Raw genomic sequence first — 14,689 nt, 5'->3', positions numbered from 1 at the left:
CGCGAGCCGTCACCTCTGCAGCCCGGATGCTGCGGGAGTGACGGCTCGGCGCTGTTCAAGCCCGCGGCAGTGACGGCTCGCCGTGGGAGCCTGAGGGGTGTGACCAGGTTCCGGCAGCCGGACCCGACGACGTGCGGGTCGGCGGTGGCGGTCCGGGCGCGGATGCTGAGCGACCCGGCGTACGACGCGTGGCTCCGCGCCGACCGCGACCCGGCCGCCCGCTTCGCTGACGAGGCGCTGCGGACGCACCGGCGCACCAACCGCGTCCTCGACGGGTCCGGTCGGGTCCGCCTCCCGTGGCCCCGGGCCCTCGGCACCACGCCCTGGGCGCTGGCCCGCGAGCTCGGCGGCGCCCACCACGTCACGCTCGTCGTCGACCGGGAGGCGGCGTGGCAGCGGCTGACCGACACCGACGCACCGAGCCCCCTCTTTGTCGGCAGCAGCTGGCTGCCGCGCCACGTCGTGCTCGTGCTCGGCGTCACCGGCGACCGGCTGACCGCCTACGAGCCGTCGGCGGGCGCCGAGGCGACGGTCGACCGCGACGCGTTCGTGGGGGCCGACCTCCGCCTCGGCGGGTGGGACCGACCGTGGTTCACGGTCACCCCCGCCGGCTGATTGTCAGCCGTTTCCGCCCGCGCGGAACGCGACCCACGCGTCGCTCATGCGCTCGGCCTGGCCGCGCGTGAACTCGTACATGCAGTTGTCGTAGGTGTAGTCCATGAAGTTGTGGATCGGGTCGAGGCCCGGCTGGCGGCAGGAGTCGTAGGCCTCGTCGGGCTGGTCGCACTCGAACTGGGGGAAGGCCTCGCGCGGCGTGTCGGCCACGCCGTCGCCCGAGGCCGAGCAGCCCCCGGCGAAGGTGTGCTCGAGCATCAGCCAGTGACCGACCTCGTGGGTGAGGGTGTCGCCCTGGCTGTAGGAGTCCACCACGTCGGAGCCCTCGCGCGGGTAGTTCAGGCTGCCGCCCGGCATCGACTCGTCGAGGATGACGACGCCGTCGCGCCAGTCGTGGCCGTTGTTGTAGTCCTTGGGGAAGTAGGCCCAGCCGAGCAGCCCGCCCCCGATGTCGGCGGTGTAGACGTTGAGGGTCTCGGAGCCGCCGACGTGGAGCGCCTTCTTCGGCGCGACCTCGCCCTTGCCCGGCGTGAGGTGGGCCCAGGTCGGGTTGGCGGTCCAGGTGGTGTCGGTCAGCTCGAAGCGGAACGGCGAGTCCGCACCGCCGGTGGCCCCCGAGTAGGCGTCGTTGAGGACCTGCACCTGGTCGTCGATCCGCGCCACGTACTCGGCCTTGGCGGCCGGCGACAGCTTCTGCTCGGTGATGACGTGGAAGACCGTCTCGATCGTCACCGCACCGTCACCGAGGTACGGGGCGTCCTTGATGACGCCGTACTTCTTCGCGTCCTTGGCCTTGTAGAGGGCGGGCTCGACCGCCTTCTTGGCGCCGTGCTTGACCCGGGCGCCGGACGACTCGCCGGCGTGGTCGTCGCAGGCGTCGACGCCCGGCGAGGACCCCTGGGCGATCGTGGCCGGGGCGGCGGCCCCGACGAGCATGGTGCTGGCGAAGGCAGCGGCCGACAGGGCGGCGGCGGTACGGCGCAGGTTCACGGCAGGGTTCCTCCAGGCGGGCGGCACGGGGTGGGACCGTGCGCGGCCGGGCGGTCCCCGGTCGCCGCGAGCAACGTATCCCCCGAAACCTGCCGGAGGGAAGGGCTGACCGTTGCCCCGCTCGATCATGACAGCGATACTGTCACGATGAGCCGGCTGCCCCGCGACCTCTGGTTGCGCCGTCTCGACGAGCTCGACGTCGAGACCGACCACGCCCGGATCTACGGCATCACCGCCCGTCACGAGTTCCCCTGGGACATGAACCAGGCACTCTCCTTCGCGCTCTTCCGGACCTACGCCGTGCCGAGCATCGGCGTGCTCCTCCACGACACGGGCGAGTTCACCTCACGCACGCAGAAGCGCTACGACGACACCGCCCTGATCCTCGACCACATCGGGGAGCACGGCCTCGACTCCGAGGAGGGCCGACGGGCGCTGCGCCGGATGAACCGGATGCACGCGATGTACGACATCTCGCCCGACGACCTGCGCTACGTGCTGTGCACGTTCGTCGCCGTGCCCATCCGGTGGCTCGACGAGCACGGCTGGCGTCCGATGACGGAGAAGGAGAAGCAGGCCTCCGCCCGCTACTACACCGAGCTCGGCCGCCACATGGGCATCCGCGACATCCCCGCGACCTGGCAGGACTTCGGCGGCGCGATGGACGCCTACGAGGCCGACCACTTCGGCTACGACCCTCGCGCCCGCGAGGTCGCCGACGCGACCCTGCGGCTGATGGCGACCTTCCCGCCGAACCACCACGCACCGGCCGCAGCGGTGATCCGGTTCTCCCGCGCCTACATGGACGACGCCCTCCTCGACGCGTTCCGCTACCCCCGCCCCACGGCGGCCGAACGGCGTACGGCGCGGGTCGCCCTGCAGGCCCGCAACGCCTGGCTGCGACGGCGGCCGCCGCGGCTCCTCCCCCAGCACGCGCGCGACGTCGGCAACATCCGCTCCTACCCCGCCGGCTACGACGTGGCCGCGCTCGGCACGTTCGAGCCCTACGGCACAATGACCCGGTGTCCTCACGCGTGATCGTCCTCGCCGGCCCCTCCGGCGCCGGCAAGTCACGGCTCGCCGAGCGGCTCGGCCTGCCGGTGCTGCGCCTCGACGACTTCTACAAGGACGAGGCCGATCCCTCGCTGCCGACCCTCACCGAGGGCGCCAACGCGGGCCTCACCGACTGGGACCACCCGGACTCCTGGCTCCCGGACGACGCGATGGCGGCGATCCGCCTGCTCTGCACCGAGGGTCGTGCCGAGGTGCCGGTCTACGACATCTCGCGCAGCGGCCGGTGCGGCGCCCAGGGGCTCGACCTCGACGGCAGCCCGCTCTTCGTGGCCGAGGGCATCTTTGCGCAGGAAGTCGTGCCCGCCTGCGCCCGTGAGGGGCTGCTGGCAGCCGCCTACTGCGTGACCCAGCACCCGCTCGTCACCTGGTGGCGCCGGCTCACCCGCGACCTGCGCGAGCACCGCAAGCCACCGCTCGTGCTGCTGCGACGAGGCTGGGCGCTGATGCGTGACCAGGGCGAGGTCGTGCGTCACGCCGTCGCGCTCGGCTGCGAGCGCGTCGACACCGACACGGCGTACGCCGAGGTCAGGGCGTTGCAGGGCGCGACGCGCCAACCCCGCGCCGCCCGCTGACGCCGCCCGCTGGCACAGTGGAGGCCGTGGGGGACGCGAGTGAGGAGCAGCAGGCCGACGTCGTCATCGACGACGATCACGACGAGAAGCTCGAGCCCGCGGAGGAGGCCTCCGTCGGGCGCGCGCCGCGGCTGCGGGCGGTCGTCGACGTCCTCGTCGTGCTCGCCGGCGGCGCGCTGATCGGGCTGGCCGCGCTGCAGCAGCCCTACAACCAGAACGAGTGGGTCCAGGTCGAGCCCTACGGCTCCGACCTGCGCAGCGCCGTGTCCGGCACCCGGCAGCCCCCTCTCGACCCCCTCCTCGGCGCCCTCGTGCAACGACTGGTCGGCGTCGGCCAGCTCGAGCAGCGGCTGGTGCCGCTCGCGTGCGGGGTCGGGACGCTGGCCCTCGTGGCAGTCCTCGTACGCCGCTGGCGGCTCGGCTGGGGCGGCACCCTCGGCCTCGTCTTCCTCGCGACCGCTCCGCTCTTCGTCCGCTACTCCGCCTACGCCCGGCCCTACGCGCTCCCCCTGTTCCTCATGGTCGCCTGTGCGACGGTCGGCACGCGCTGGCTCGAGACCGGGCGCTACCGGTGGCTGCTGCTCGCCACCGCCCTCGCCGCCGCGCTGCCGCTCGCGCGGGTGCCGGAGCCGTCGGTCTTCCTCACGACGGCCGCCGTGGCGCTGTTCGCCGCCGGCGTCGTCGAGCGCTGGCCGCTCACCCGGGCCTGGGCGCTCTGCGGAGCGCTGCTGCTCGGTCTCGTCACCAGCGGCACCCTGATGCTGCTGGCGCTCCTCTCCCAGTCCGCGACCAGCCAGGGCGAGAGCCTCGTCGACCCGCTGGGGGTCGTCGACCGGTTCGGCCCGGCCCTCACAGCCGCGCGCCAGACCGTCCTGCCCCTCTACGCCGAGTGGTTCCCGTGGTGGCCGCTCACCCTGGCCGTGGTGGGCCTGGCGCTCGTCGTCGGCTCGACCCGTCGGATGCTGGCGCGCAGCTGGTGGTGGCTGCCCCTGGTCGCGGGCACGCTGGTCTTCCTCGTCGCCTTCCTGCTGGTCGTTCCCGAGGGACTGCGCGACTACCGCGTCCGGTTCGCCTACTTCCTCACCCCGGCCGTCGCCGTCGTCGTCGCCGTCGTGGCCCACTGGGGACTGTCCCGGCCGGTCTGGCTGCGGCTCCCCGTCCTCGGCCTGGTCGCGGCCCTCGTCGTGAGCCAGCTCTCCCTGACCCGCTCGGTGCTCACCCAGGACGAGGCGGTCGACTTCCGGCGCGCGGGCTCGGTCCTGGCGGCCGAGGTCCCCGACGACGCCCTGGTCGTCCTCGACGGGCCAGGAGCCGTCGGCAGCTGGCGGCAGGCGTTCATCGGCCGCAGCCGCGGCTACCTGCCGGCCGACACCCAGGTCGTCACCGCCAACCAGCTCACCCGGACCCGGCTCCAGGACCTGCCGCGGACCGCGCCGGTCTACCTCCTGGTGATGGACGCCGCCTGCACCAGCAACGTGGCCTGCACCGACCCACCCGACCCCGCGTGGGACGGCGAGGTCGCGGGCTACCGCGTGGTGAGCCGGATGCCCCACCTGGTCCTCTACGAGCCCACGAGCGACGAGACCGGGCTCAACGGCGTGCTCGCCGCGATGACCGCGCTCGTCGACGCCTACGGGCCGGCCGAGGCGGTGCCCAACGCCATCGTGGTCGCCCGGATCCTCGACCGCCGCCAGCGCGACGACGAGGCGGAGGCGGTCCTCGACCGCGTCTGCTCCGCGCAGCCCTCCGAGGAGGAGCGCGAGGTCTGCGACACCGTGGCGAAGCGGCGGCTGCGCAGCTCGCTGCGGGCCCCCGACGCGGTCAGCGGGAAGAAAGTGCGGCGTAGCCCGGCTTGATGACCTCGTCGATGAGGGCCAGCCGCTCGTCGAAGGGCAGGAACGCCGACTTCATCGCGTTGATCGTGAACCACCGCAGGTCGTCGAGGGTGTAGTCGAACGCCTCCACCAGCGACCACATCTCCTCGGTCATCGACGTCTGGCTCATCAGCCGGTTGTCGGTGTTGACCGTGACCCGGAACCGCAGCCGCGTCAGCAGCCCGATGGGGTGCTCGGCGATGCTGGCGGCGGCACCGGTCTGCACGTTCGACGCCGGGCACATCTCCAGCGGGATCCGGGTGTCGCGCACGTACGCCGCCAGCCGGCCCAGCCGGACCTCCCCGTCCTCGTCGACCGTGATGTCGTCGACGATCCGGACGCCGTGACCGAGCCGGTCGGCCCCGCACCACTGGATCGCCTGCCAGATCGACGGCAGCCCGAACGCCTCGCCCGCGTGGATGGTGAAGTGGGCGTTCTCGCGCTGGAGGTACTCGAAGGCGTCGAGGTGACGGGTGGGCGGGTGGCCGGCCTCGGCCCCCGCGATGTCGAAGCCCGCCACGCCACGGTCGCGCCACGCGACCGCGAGCTCCGCGATCTCGTTGGAGCGGGCCTGGTGGCGCATCGCGGTCAGCAGCTGGCGCACCACGATCCGCCGGCCCGCACTGCCCTCGTCGAACCCGGTCTGCACGGCGGCGACGACCTCGTCGAGCGACAGCCCGCCCTCGACGTGCTGCTCGGGCGCGTAGCGCACCTCGGCGTAGACGACACCGTCGTCGGCGAGGTCCTCGACGCACTCGCGGGCGACGCGTGTCAGCGCAGCCGCCGTCTGCATCACCCCGACGGTGTGGTCGAAGGTCTCGAGGTAGCGCACCAGCGACCCGGAGTCGGCCGCGGCCGCGAACCAGCGCCCGAGCTCGGCCGCGTCGGTGATGCCGTCGGGCAGCGCGTGGCCGCACTCCCCCGCCAGCTCCAGCACGGTCGCCGGGCGCAGTCCGCCGTCGAGGTGGTCGTGCAGCAGGACCTTCGGCGCGCGGCGTACCTGGTCACGAGTGGGTGTGGTCACGTGCCTATCCTTCCAGCCATGCGGACCTTCACCAGCTTCGACGAGCTCAGCGGCGCCATCGGCGAGGAGCTCGGCACCAGCGACTGGCTGACCATCGACCAGGAGCGCGTCGACCAGTTCGCCGACGCCACCGGCGACCACCAGTGGATCCACGTGGACGTCGAGCGCGCGGCGTCAGGCCCGTTCGGCGGGACGATCGCCCACGGCTACCTGACGCTGTCGCTGATCCCTCTGCTCGGCGCCCAGGTCTTCGCCCTCGACACCCCGGGGGCCAAGCTCAACTACGGCGTCAACAAGGTCCGCTTCCCCTCGCCGGTGCCGGTCGGGGCGCGCGTCCGCAGCACCGTCTCGGTCAAGGAGGTCACCGACCTCCCCAGCGGCAAGCAGCTCGTGCTCGGCCACGTCATCGCGATCGACGGCGTCGACAAGCCCGCCTGCGTCGCCGAGACCGTCGTCCTCCTGCTGCCCTGAGCGGCGAGTCGCCGCGCGGCAGATGACCGGTGTGAGCAGCCCCGGTCGCACCGACCCGGGGCGGCTCAGGTCAGCACCGGTCGTGCGCCAGCGGCTGGAGGACCTGACCGAACGCGTCGTCCCCGAGGTAGAACTCCCTGATCTCGAGGATCCGGGCGGCGACAGTCCGGGGCGCCTCCACCGCCTGCGCCTGGAACACCCTCGCGAGGCAGGAGGCTTCGTCGGCCGGCTCCCCGGCAGCGCTGGCCGGGCCCGGGGTGAGGACGAGGAGTGCAGCGGCGCCCGCAGCGGCGGCCGCCCGGAGAAGAGTGGTGTGCATGGCAGTCCCTTTCGTTGAGGCCCGGTGACCACCGGGATGCCACCAGTGCAACGGCACCCGGTCGCGATCGACTCACGGCCCGGTCACGACGCCGTGATCCGCGGGGTCGGACCTTCTCCCGGGGACCGTTCCCCCGCGGCTCGACGCAGGGAGAGGGAGAAGCAGCGCTGGAGGCCGTACGGCGTGAAGCCGAGGCGGGTGAGGATGGGGGCGGAGGTGTCGTCGACGGCCTTGACCAGCGCGAAGTCCGCGGTCGTGGGCCGGGCGTCGGCGATCCGGCGGGCGACCAGCGCGCGGTACGCGCCACGCCCCCGGTAGGCCGGGAGGCACGACCCGTCCCAGAACCGCAGGGCGTCGCCGTCGACCGTGCTCCCTCCGGACGCGACCGGGACACCGTCGACGTGGGCGACGTAGCACCGGACCAGGCGCTCCGACTCCGGGCGTGACACCGCGGCGAGCATGTCCTCGACCTGCGCCGGGGTCGGCGGAGACATGTCGAAGACCTCGGCCTGGATCCGGCCGGCGAGCTCGAGGCCGGCCCGGTCGGTCACCTCCACGACCTCGACGCCGTCGGGGACGTCGAGCTCGGCGCTCAGCGGGAGCGCGAGCACGACCAGCCGCTCGACCTCCTCCAGCCCGAGGCCGACCAGCTGCTGGTCGGTGTCGGCCGGCACGGTGCGCTCGTCGACCCACCACCGCAGCGTCGGCCGGCCCGCCGCGCGGGCGTGGTCGACGACCTCGTCGAGCACCTCGCCGAGCGGCCGCGACGTCCGCGACCACTGCACGCTGGTGTAGTCGGTGTAGTGGGTCAGCCGGTAGTCGTCGGACTCGACCTCGGTCGCGTCGACCGGCACCCAGACCCACCGCGCTGCCGCGGCGCGCACGCGGTCCGGGTCGAGCGGGTCCATGTCAGGGCGCGACCCGGCCGAGCACCAGCGGTGTCGCCTCGTACGCCGCCTCCGACTCGATGTCGAAGCCGCCGTCGAGCGAGGCGAGCGCGCGCTCGAACCGCGCCTCGTCGTCGGTGTGGAGCGTCAGCAACGGCTGGCCCTCGGTCACCGCGTCACCCGGACGCGCGTGCCAGACGACGCCGGCCCCGGCCTGCACCGGGTCCTCCTTGCGGGCCCGGCCGGCCCCGAGGCGCCAGGCCGCCATGCCGACCGCCATCGCGTCGAGCCGGGTCAGCGTCCCGCTGGCGGGCGCGACCAGGTCGTGGGTGTGGCGGGCGGTCGGGAGCGGGGCGTCGGGGTCACCGCCCTGGGCACGGATCATCTCCTTCCACGCGTCCATGGCGCGACCGGAGGCGAGCACCTCGGCCGGGTCGACGTCGGAGCGACCGGCGCCGGCCAGCATCTCGCGAGCGAGGGCGAGGGTCAGCTCGACGACGTCGGCCGGACCGCCGCCGGCGAGCACGTCGACGGACTCGGCGACCTCGCAGGCGTTGCCGGCGGTGTGGCCGAGCGGGGTGCTCATGTCGGTCAGCAGGGCGACGGTGTGGACCCCGGCGTCGGTGCCGAGCGCGACCATCGTCTCGGCGAGCTCCTGGGCGCGCCCGAGGTCCTTCATGAAGGCACCGGAGCCGACCTTCACGTCGAGGACCAGCGCCCCGGTGCCCTCGGCGATCTTCTTCGACATGATCGAGGAGGCGATCAGCGGGATCGCCTCGACGGTGCCGGTGACGTCGCGCAGCGCGTAGAGCTTCTTGTCGGCGGGGGCGAGCCCGTCGCCCGCGGCACAGATCACCGCGCCGACCGACTCGAGCTGGGCCATCATCTCGTCGTTGGAGAGCGCGGCGCGCCAGCCGGGGATCGACTCGAGCTTGTCGAGCGTGCCGCCGGTGTGGCCGAGACCCCGGCCGGAGAGCTGGGGAACCGCGACGCCGCAGGCGGCCACGAGCGGCGCCAGGGGCAGCGTGATCTTGTCGCCGACGCCACCGGTCGAGTGCTTGTCGGCGGTGGGGCACGACAGCGCCCCGAAGTCCATCCGCTCCCCTGACGCGATCATCGCCGCGGTCCAGCGGCTGATCTCGCGCCGGTCCATGCCGTTGAGCAGGATCGCCATCGCGAGCGCCGACATCTGCTCGTCGGCGACGTCACCCTTCGTGTAGGCGTCGACCACCCAGTCGATCTGGCTGTCGGACAGCCCGTGGCCGTCGCGCTTGGCGAGGATGACCTCGACCGCGTCGTGCATGGATCTACCTTCCCTTCTGCTGCACCGGCACCGAGCGGTGGCCGCGCAGGACGAACGTGCCCCGGCTCTCCGGCTCGGCGGCGAGGCCGAGGTCGGGGAACCGGTCGAACAGGGCCCCCACCGACTCCACCAGCTCCATCCGCGCCAGCGGCGCGCCGAGGCAGAAGTGGACGCCGACCCCGAAGGCGAGGTGGGGGTTGGGGTCGCGCGCGACGTCGAACTCCTCGGGTCGCGCGAAGACGGCGGGGTCGCGGTTGGCCGCGCCGAGCAGGGCGGCGACCTTCTCGCCGGGCTGGAGCACCACGTCACCGACCTGGACCGGCTCGGTGGCGGTGCGCTCGAACAGCTGGAGCGCGGAGTCGAAGCGCAGCATCTCCTCGACCGTCAGCGCCACGTCACCACCGGGGACCAGCCCACGTCGGAGCATCGCCACGAGACCGTTGCCGAAGACGTTGACCGACGCCTCGTGGCCGGCGTTGAGCAGCAGCACCACCGCTGCGACCTGCTCGTCCTCGGAGAGCCCGGTGGCGGCCAGGTCGCTGATCAGGTCGTCCGCGGGCGTACGCCGCCTGTCACCGATCAGCTCACGCACCAGTCCCGCGAACTCGACGGCCGCGGCCACGGCGGCGGCCGTCACGGCCGGCGACGGCGACGGCTCGTACATCCGCACGATCGCCTGCGACCAGTCGCGCAGCTGGGGCGCGTAGGTCGCGGGCACGCCGAGCAGCTCGGCGATCACCAGCACCGGCAACGGCTCGGCGTAGGCCTCGACGACGTCGAAGCCCGTCGGGTCGACCTCGTCGAGGAGCTCGGTGGCCAGCGCGCGCACGCGGGGCCGCAACCGCTCGACGTGGCCCCGGGCGAACGCCGAGGCGACGGGCCGGCGCAGCCGGGTGTGCTCGGGCGGCTCGTTCTCCATCATCTGGTTGCGGTGGAGCAGGTTGAAGGGCTCCATCACGTCCGCGGGCTGCCTGTCGTGCCAGAGCCGGCCCAGGGTGCGGGTGCGCTGCACGGTCGACACGGTCGCGTGCGTGAACGTCAGGTAGGACTGCGACGGCTCGTGCCACGCCACTGCGTGCCGAGCCCGCTCCTCGGCGAGGAACGGGTAGGGGTCGGCGACGACCTCCGGGGCGCCGAGGTCAAGCGAGGTTGTCGGGACCGAACGCATCCGGCAGCACCTCGTCCATCCGGCGTACGCCGGCGCCGGTCATCAGCAGCAGCGACGGCCCGCCGTTCTCGAAGAGCAGCTGGCGGCAGCGGCCGCACGGCATGATCACCCCGCCCTGCCCGTCGACGCAGACGGCGTGGGTGAGCCGGCCGCCCCCGCTCGCGTGGAGCGAGGAGACCATGCCGCACTCCGCGCACAGGCCGACGCCGTAGGCCGCGTTCTCGACGTTGCAGCCGACCACGAGCCGGCCGTCGTCCACGCGTGCGGCGGCCCCCACCGGGTAGGAGGAGTACGGCGCGTAGGCACGGCCCATGATCTCGACCGCGGCCTCGTGGAGCCGCTCCCAGTCGGCGTCGCCGAAGCTGTCGGGCAGGTCGGTCACCCCGCGCTGCCCTTGCGGTAGACCTGTCCGTCGGCCTTGGGCATCCGCAAACGCTGGGAGGCGAAGGCCAGGACCAGCAGGGTCGCGAGGTAGGGCGTCATCCCGGCGAACTCCCGCGGCACCGCGTCGGTGGCGAGGAACCACAGCAGGAACAGCCCACCGGCGACCGCGAAGACGATCGCCTGGACCGTCTGCCGGGTCTTGACCAGCTTCCACACGGCGAAGGCGATCAGGCCGATGGCGACCAGCAGCAGCAGCGCGTGGATGGCCCCGGTGGAGCGCAGCCGCAGGCTGTCGGTGTAGCCGAACATCAGCGAGCCGGTGAGGATGCCGCTGGGGCGCCAGTTGCCGAAGATCATCGCCGCGAGGCCGATGTAGCCACGGCCGTTGGTCTGGCCGGTCACGAACCCGCTCGAGGCGACGAGCGCCAGGAAGCCGCCGCCGATGCCGGCCATCGCACCGGAGGTCGTGACCGCGACCCACTTGTAGAGCAGCACGTTGACGCCGAGGCTCTCCGCGGCCTGCGGGTTCTCACCGCAGGAGCGGAGCCGCAGGCCGAACGACGTCTTCCAGAGCACGTACGCCGACACTCCGACGAGCGCGAAGCACAGGACCGTCATCAGGTTGACCCGGGTGGTGAAGGCGGCGACGACGGACGCGACGTCGGAGATGACGAACCACCGCTGGTCGGCCAGCGCGACCGCCCCGTCGGAGAGGCCGGGGATCGTGACGCTCGGTGGGCTGTCGAGGCCGGTGAGCTGGCGGACGCCGCCGCCCTGGAGGTTCGCGAAGTAGGCCTCCGCCAAGAACTTGGAGGCGCCGAGGCCGATGATGTTGATCGCGACGCCCGAGACGATGTGGTCGACACCGAAGGTGACGGTCGCCAGCGCGTGGAGAGCGCCGCCGATCGCGCCGAGCAGCGCCGCGCCGAGGATGCCCACCCACGGCCCGTAGTAGTAGGTGAAGTAGGCGGCACCCCAGGTGCCGAGGATCATCTGGCCCTCGAGGCCGATGTTGACGACGCCGGCCCGCTCCGACCACAGGCCGCCGAGGGCGGCCATGAGGATCGGGCAGGTGGCGATCAGCGCCGCCCGCAGGCTGCCGGGGGTGTCGATCTCGTGGGCTCCGGTGATGACGCGCACCGCCGAGACGGCGACGAGGACGCCGAGGCCGACCAGCAGCCACATCCAGTAGTTCTGACCGGCGCGCTGCGAGGTCGGCGGCGCGGGGGTCGCGGTCAGGGTGCTCATGCGGTGACCGCCTTGTCGTCGGAGGGCTTGGCGGCGTCGAGCTGCCGCTTCACGGCGTTCTGCTCGGCGGCCTGCTGGCGGCGGCGCACGACCTCGTAGGCCACGACGACGGCGAGCACGATGACGCCCTGGGTGATCTGGACGACGTTCTGGGAGATGTCGGTCAGCAGCGTGAGCCGGTTGGACTGCTCGTTGAGGAAGGCGAAGAGCAGCGCACCGAAGACGATGCCGAGTGGGCGGTTGCGGCCGAGCAGCGCCACCGCGATGCCGGTGAAGCCGAGCTGGAACTGGAACGTCGATCCGTAGGTGTGGGCGGCGCCGAAGAAGGCCGGCATCCAGATCAGTCCGGCGATCGCGCCGGACATCATCATGGAGATGATCACCATGCGATTGACCTTCACGCCGGAGGCGACCGCGGCCGTCTCGGACGCGCCGGTGGCCCGCAGGTCGAAGCCGAAGCTGGTGCGGTTGAGCAGGAAGGAGAAGCCGATGCCCGCGACGACGGCGAGGATCGAGAGCGTCCAGATCGAGCCGTCGCGGTCCAGGAACGGCGTGAAGCCCGCAAGCTGGCTGCTCTCGGGAATCTCCGTGGTGCGCAGCGAGTTGCCGGCGCGGATGCCGTAGGTGTTGAGCAGGTAGCCCACCAGCGTCACCGCGATCGCGTTGAGCATGATCGTCGAGATCACCTCGGAGACACCGCGCGTCACCTTCAGCAGGCCGGCGATGCCGGCCCAGGCGGCACCGGCGACCATGGCGACGACCAGGCCGAGGACGACGTTGAGCAGACCCGGCACGAAGGCCGCCCCGACGGTGACGGCGGCGGCGTAGGAGGCGACCTGGTACTGGCCCTCGACGCCGATGTTGAACAGGTTCATCCGGAAGCCGATGGCGGCAGCCAACGCCGAGAGGAAGATCATCGACGTCTGGTTGACGATGTTGACCATCGTGCGGTCGGCCGGCGGCTCGAGGATCACCTCCCAGAAGTCGCCCGGGCTGCTGCCCGAGGCCATGATCACGATGCTGGTGATCGCCATGGCGGCAACCACGGCCACGAGCGGCGCGACGAGCGCGCCGAGCACACGGCGGACGGCGGTCATGCCCGGTCCTCCTGGGTCTGGTCGTCGGCGGGCTCGTCGGCACCGCCCGTCATCGCGGACCCGAGGTCCTGCGGCGTGACGGTCTGCGGGTCGAACTCGCCGACCAGCCGACCGCGGAGGATCACCTCGATCCGGTCGGAGAGGCCGATCAGCTCGTCGAGGTCGGCGGAGATCAGCAGCACCGCCAGCCCCTCCTCACGGGCCTTCTTGATGTGGCCCCAGATCGCGGCCTGCGCACCGACGTCGACGCCGCGCGTCGGGTGGGCGGCGAGCACCAGCACCGGGTTGCCGCTCATCTCGCGGCCGACGATCAGCTTCTGCTGGTTGCCGCCGGAGAGGGCGCGGGAGTTGGTGTCGATGCCCGGGGTGCGCACGTCGTACTCCTCGACGATCCGCTGGGTGTCCTCGCGGGCACCGGACCGGTTGATGAGGAAGCCGTTGGAGGCGGGCTCGCGGCTCTGGAAGCCGAGGATGCGGTTCTCCCAGAGCGGCGCGTCGAGCAGCAGGCCGTGGCGGTGGCGGTCCTCGGGGATGTAGCCGATGCCGGCCTCGCGGCGCTCACGGGTGTCCCAGTCGGAGATGTCCTCGCCGCCGACTCGGATCACCCCTGCGGTCGGCTTGCGCATGCCCATGACGGTCTCCACGAGCTCGGCCTGGCCGTTGCCCTCGACGCCGGCGATGCCGAGCACCTCGCCCTTGTGGATGGTCAGGTCGATGCCGGAGAGCAGGTCGCGGCCGAAGGCGTCGGTGAGGGTGAGCCCCTCGATCTCGAGCTGCACCTCGTCGGTGACCGTGGAGGCGGTCTTCTCGGGCGTGGGCAGCTCGGAGCCGACCATCAGCTCGGCGAGCTCGCGCTTGGTGACCTCGCCCGGGTGGGCCTCACCGACCGTGGTGCCACGACGCATCACGGTGATGTCGTCCGCGATCGCCAGCACCTCGTCGAGCTTGTGGGAGATGAAGAGGATGGTGTGGCCCTCGGCCTTGAGCTCGCGCAGGTTGCCGAAGAGGGCGTCGACCTCCTGCGGCACGAGCACCGCGGTGGGCTCGTCGAGGATGATGATCTTCGCGCCGCGGTAGAGGACCTTGAGGATCTCCACGCGCTGCCGCTCGCCGACGCCGAGGTCCTCGACCAGCTCGTCGGGGTCGAGGTCGAATCCGTAGGCGGTGGAGATCTCCACGATGCGCCGGCGCGCGGCGTCTCCGATGCCGTGGATCTTCTCGGCGCCGAGCACGACGTTCTCGAGGACGGTGAGGTTGTCGGCCAGCATGAAGTGCTGGAACACCATGCCGATGCCGTGGGCGATGGCGTCGGTCGGAGAGCCGAACGACACCTCCTCGCCGCCCACGACGAGCGTGCCGTCGTCGGGCTTCTGCACGCCGTAGAGGATCTTCATCAGCGTCGACTTGCCGGCACCGTTCTCACCGATCAGGGCGTGGACGGTACCGCTGCGGATCGTGATGTCGACGTCGTGGTTGGCGATCACGCCGGGGAAGCGCTTGCCGACTCCCCTGACCTGGATCGCGTCCGTGGCAGCCGTGGGGCTGGCCGTGGGACTGGCGTTCATCGTGCTCCTCGGAACGACGTTGTTCTCTGGTTCGGGGCCCTCACCTGCAACCCCCGGACGGCACGGACCCGGGGTCACGCTACCGCGTGGCCCCGGGT

Annotated in this window: 15 protein-coding genes; 5 read left to right on the top strand and 10 right to left on the bottom strand. The window is 72.2% G+C overall.

Annotated elements, in window-relative coordinates; genetic code table 11:
* The first annotated feature begins 99 nt into the window (after positions 1 to 99).
* Entirely contained in the window at positions 100 to 615 is a 516-nt protein-coding gene (locus ABD091_RS14810; RefSeq protein WP_343919770.1) for a hypothetical protein, read from the top strand.
* A gap of 3 nt (positions 616 to 618) precedes the next feature.
* Here ABD091_RS14810 and ABD091_RS14805 read toward each other — a convergent pair whose 3' ends face one another.
* Positions 619 to 1,605 carry a zinc metalloprotease gene (locus tag ABD091_RS14805; protein ID WP_343919768.1) on the bottom strand — a complete coding sequence of 329 codons (987 nt, stop codon included), beginning with the start codon at positions 1,603 to 1,605 and terminating at the stop codon, positions 619 to 621.
* A gap of 147 nt (positions 1,606 to 1,752) precedes the next feature.
* Between ABD091_RS14805 and ABD091_RS14800 the strand changes: the two genes are divergently transcribed.
* Genes ABD091_RS14800 through ABD091_RS14790 form a run of 3 tightly spaced genes read left to right on the top strand, consistent with a single transcriptional unit; the run spans position 1,753 to position 5,107 of the window.
* Positions 1,753 to 2,643, top strand: coding sequence for an oxygenase MpaB family protein (locus ABD091_RS14800; RefSeq protein WP_343919766.1), 891 nt, complete (start codon positions 1,753 to 1,755; stop codon positions 2,641 to 2,643).
* Positions 2,628 to 3,251 carry an ATP-binding protein gene (locus tag ABD091_RS14795; protein ID WP_343919764.1) on the top strand — a complete coding sequence of 208 codons (624 nt, stop codon included), beginning with the start codon at positions 2,628 to 2,630 and terminating at the stop codon, positions 3,249 to 3,251. Before ABD091_RS14800 ends, ABD091_RS14795 begins: the two co-directional genes overlap by 16 nt.
* Before the next feature lie 26 nt (positions 3,252 to 3,277).
* Positions 3,278 to 5,107, top strand: coding sequence for a glycosyltransferase family 39 protein (locus tag ABD091_RS14790; protein ID WP_343919762.1), 1,830 nt, complete (start codon positions 3,278 to 3,280; stop codon positions 5,105 to 5,107).
* On the opposite strand, the gene ABD091_RS14785 is transcribed toward ABD091_RS14790, so the two are convergent.
* The gene (locus ABD091_RS14785) at positions 5,073 to 6,149 is read right to left on the bottom strand and encodes an adenosine deaminase (RefSeq protein ID WP_343919760.1); all 1,077 of its coding nucleotides are present in this window, start codon (positions 6,147 to 6,149) and stop codon (positions 5,073 to 5,075) included. The two genes, ABD091_RS14790 and ABD091_RS14785, sit on opposite strands and share 35 nt — an antisense overlap.
* 18 nt (positions 6,150 to 6,167) lie before the next feature.
* Here ABD091_RS14785 and ABD091_RS14780 point away from each other — a divergent pair, with 18 nt between their 5' ends.
* Positions 6,168 to 6,620 carry a MaoC family dehydratase gene (locus tag ABD091_RS14780; protein ID WP_343919758.1) on the top strand — a complete coding sequence of 151 codons (453 nt, stop codon included), beginning with the start codon at positions 6,168 to 6,170 and terminating at the stop codon, positions 6,618 to 6,620.
* Between the two features lie 70 nt (positions 6,621 to 6,690).
* On the opposite strand, the gene ABD091_RS14775 is transcribed toward ABD091_RS14780, so the two are convergent.
* From ABD091_RS14775 to ABD091_RS14740, 8 genes are all read right to left on the bottom strand, one after another.
* On the bottom strand, positions 6,691 to 6,939 hold the full coding sequence (locus ABD091_RS14775) for a hypothetical protein (protein WP_343919756.1): 249 nt from the start codon (positions 6,937 to 6,939) through the stop codon (positions 6,691 to 6,693).
* A gap of 83 nt (positions 6,940 to 7,022) precedes the next feature.
* On the bottom strand, positions 7,023 to 7,847 hold the full coding sequence (locus tag ABD091_RS14770; RefSeq protein WP_343919754.1) for a GNAT family N-acetyltransferase: 825 nt from the start codon (positions 7,845 to 7,847) through the stop codon (positions 7,023 to 7,025).
* A 1-nt stretch (position 7,848) separates the two neighbouring features.
* Positions 7,849 to 9,129, bottom strand: a complete 1,281-nt coding sequence (locus ABD091_RS14765) for a thymidine phosphorylase (RefSeq protein ID WP_343919752.1) — start codon at positions 9,127 to 9,129, stop codon at positions 7,849 to 7,851.
* Between the two features lie 4 nt (positions 9,130 to 9,133).
* A complete protein-coding gene (locus tag ABD091_RS14760) occupies positions 9,134 to 10,297 on the bottom strand; it encodes a cytochrome P450 (protein ID WP_343919750.1) in 1,164 nt (387 codons plus the stop codon).
* A complete protein-coding gene (locus ABD091_RS14755) occupies positions 10,269 to 10,679 on the bottom strand; it encodes a cytidine deaminase (RefSeq protein WP_379189829.1) in 411 nt (136 codons plus the stop codon). The genes ABD091_RS14760 and ABD091_RS14755 overlap by 29 nt, the downstream gene beginning before the upstream one ends.
* Positions 10,676 to 11,929 carry an ABC transporter permease gene (locus ABD091_RS14750; protein WP_343919748.1) on the bottom strand — a complete coding sequence of 418 codons (1,254 nt, stop codon included), beginning with the start codon at positions 11,927 to 11,929 and terminating at the stop codon, positions 10,676 to 10,678. Before ABD091_RS14750 ends, ABD091_RS14755 begins: the two co-directional genes overlap by 4 nt.
* Complete coding sequence (locus ABD091_RS14745; RefSeq protein WP_343919746.1) at positions 11,926 to 13,026, bottom strand: ABC transporter permease; 1,101 nt, start codon at positions 13,024 to 13,026, stop codon at positions 11,926 to 11,928. Before ABD091_RS14745 ends, ABD091_RS14750 begins: the two co-directional genes overlap by 4 nt.
* On the bottom strand, positions 13,023 to 14,591 hold the full coding sequence (locus ABD091_RS14740; protein ID WP_343919744.1) for an ABC transporter ATP-binding protein: 1,569 nt from the start codon (positions 14,589 to 14,591) through the stop codon (positions 13,023 to 13,025). The genes ABD091_RS14745 and ABD091_RS14740 overlap by 4 nt, the downstream gene beginning before the upstream one ends.
* Positions 14,592 to 14,689 lie beyond the last annotated feature (98 nt).

It is taken from the genome of Nocardioides aestuarii (assembly GCF_039527245.1).
Classification (GTDB): domain Bacteria; phylum Actinomycetota; class Actinomycetes; order Propionibacteriales; family Nocardioidaceae; genus Nocardioides; species Nocardioides aestuarii.
This window is presented reverse-complemented; position numbering and strand designations above follow the sequence as displayed.

Excerpts from the sequence above, each read along its gene's own strand:
- ABD091_RS14800 (WP_343919766.1), top strand. The coding sequence starts at position 1,753 with ATGAGCCGGCTGCCCCGCGACCTCTGGTTGCGCCGTCTCGACGAGCTC.
- ABD091_RS14780 (WP_343919758.1), top strand. The coding sequence starts at position 6,168 with ATGCGGACCTTCACCAGCTTCGACGAGCTCAGCGGCGCCATCGGCGAG.
- ABD091_RS14775 (WP_343919756.1), bottom strand. The coding sequence starts at position 6,939 with ATGCACACCACTCTTCTCCGGGCGGCCGCCGCTGCGGGCGCCGCTGCA.
- ABD091_RS14770 (WP_343919754.1), bottom strand. The coding sequence starts at position 7,847 with ATGGACCCGCTCGACCCGGACCGCGTGCGCGCCGCGGCAGCGCGGTGG.
- ABD091_RS14765 (WP_343919752.1), bottom strand. The coding sequence starts at position 9,129 with ATGCACGACGCGGTCGAGGTCATCCTCGCCAAGCGCGACGGCCACGGG.
- ABD091_RS14760 (WP_343919750.1), bottom strand. The coding sequence starts at position 10,297 with ATGCGTTCGGTCCCGACAACCTCGCTTGACCTCGGCGCCCCGGAGGTC.
- ABD091_RS14750 (WP_343919748.1), bottom strand. The coding sequence starts at position 11,929 with ATGAGCACCCTGACCGCGACCCCCGCGCCGCCGACCTCGCAGCGCGCC.
- ABD091_RS14745 (WP_343919746.1), bottom strand. The coding sequence starts at position 13,026 with ATGACCGCCGTCCGCCGTGTGCTCGGCGCGCTCGTCGCGCCGCTCGTG.
- ABD091_RS14740 (WP_343919744.1), bottom strand. The coding sequence starts at position 14,591 with ATGAACGCCAGTCCCACGGCCAGCCCCACGGCTGCCACGGACGCGATC.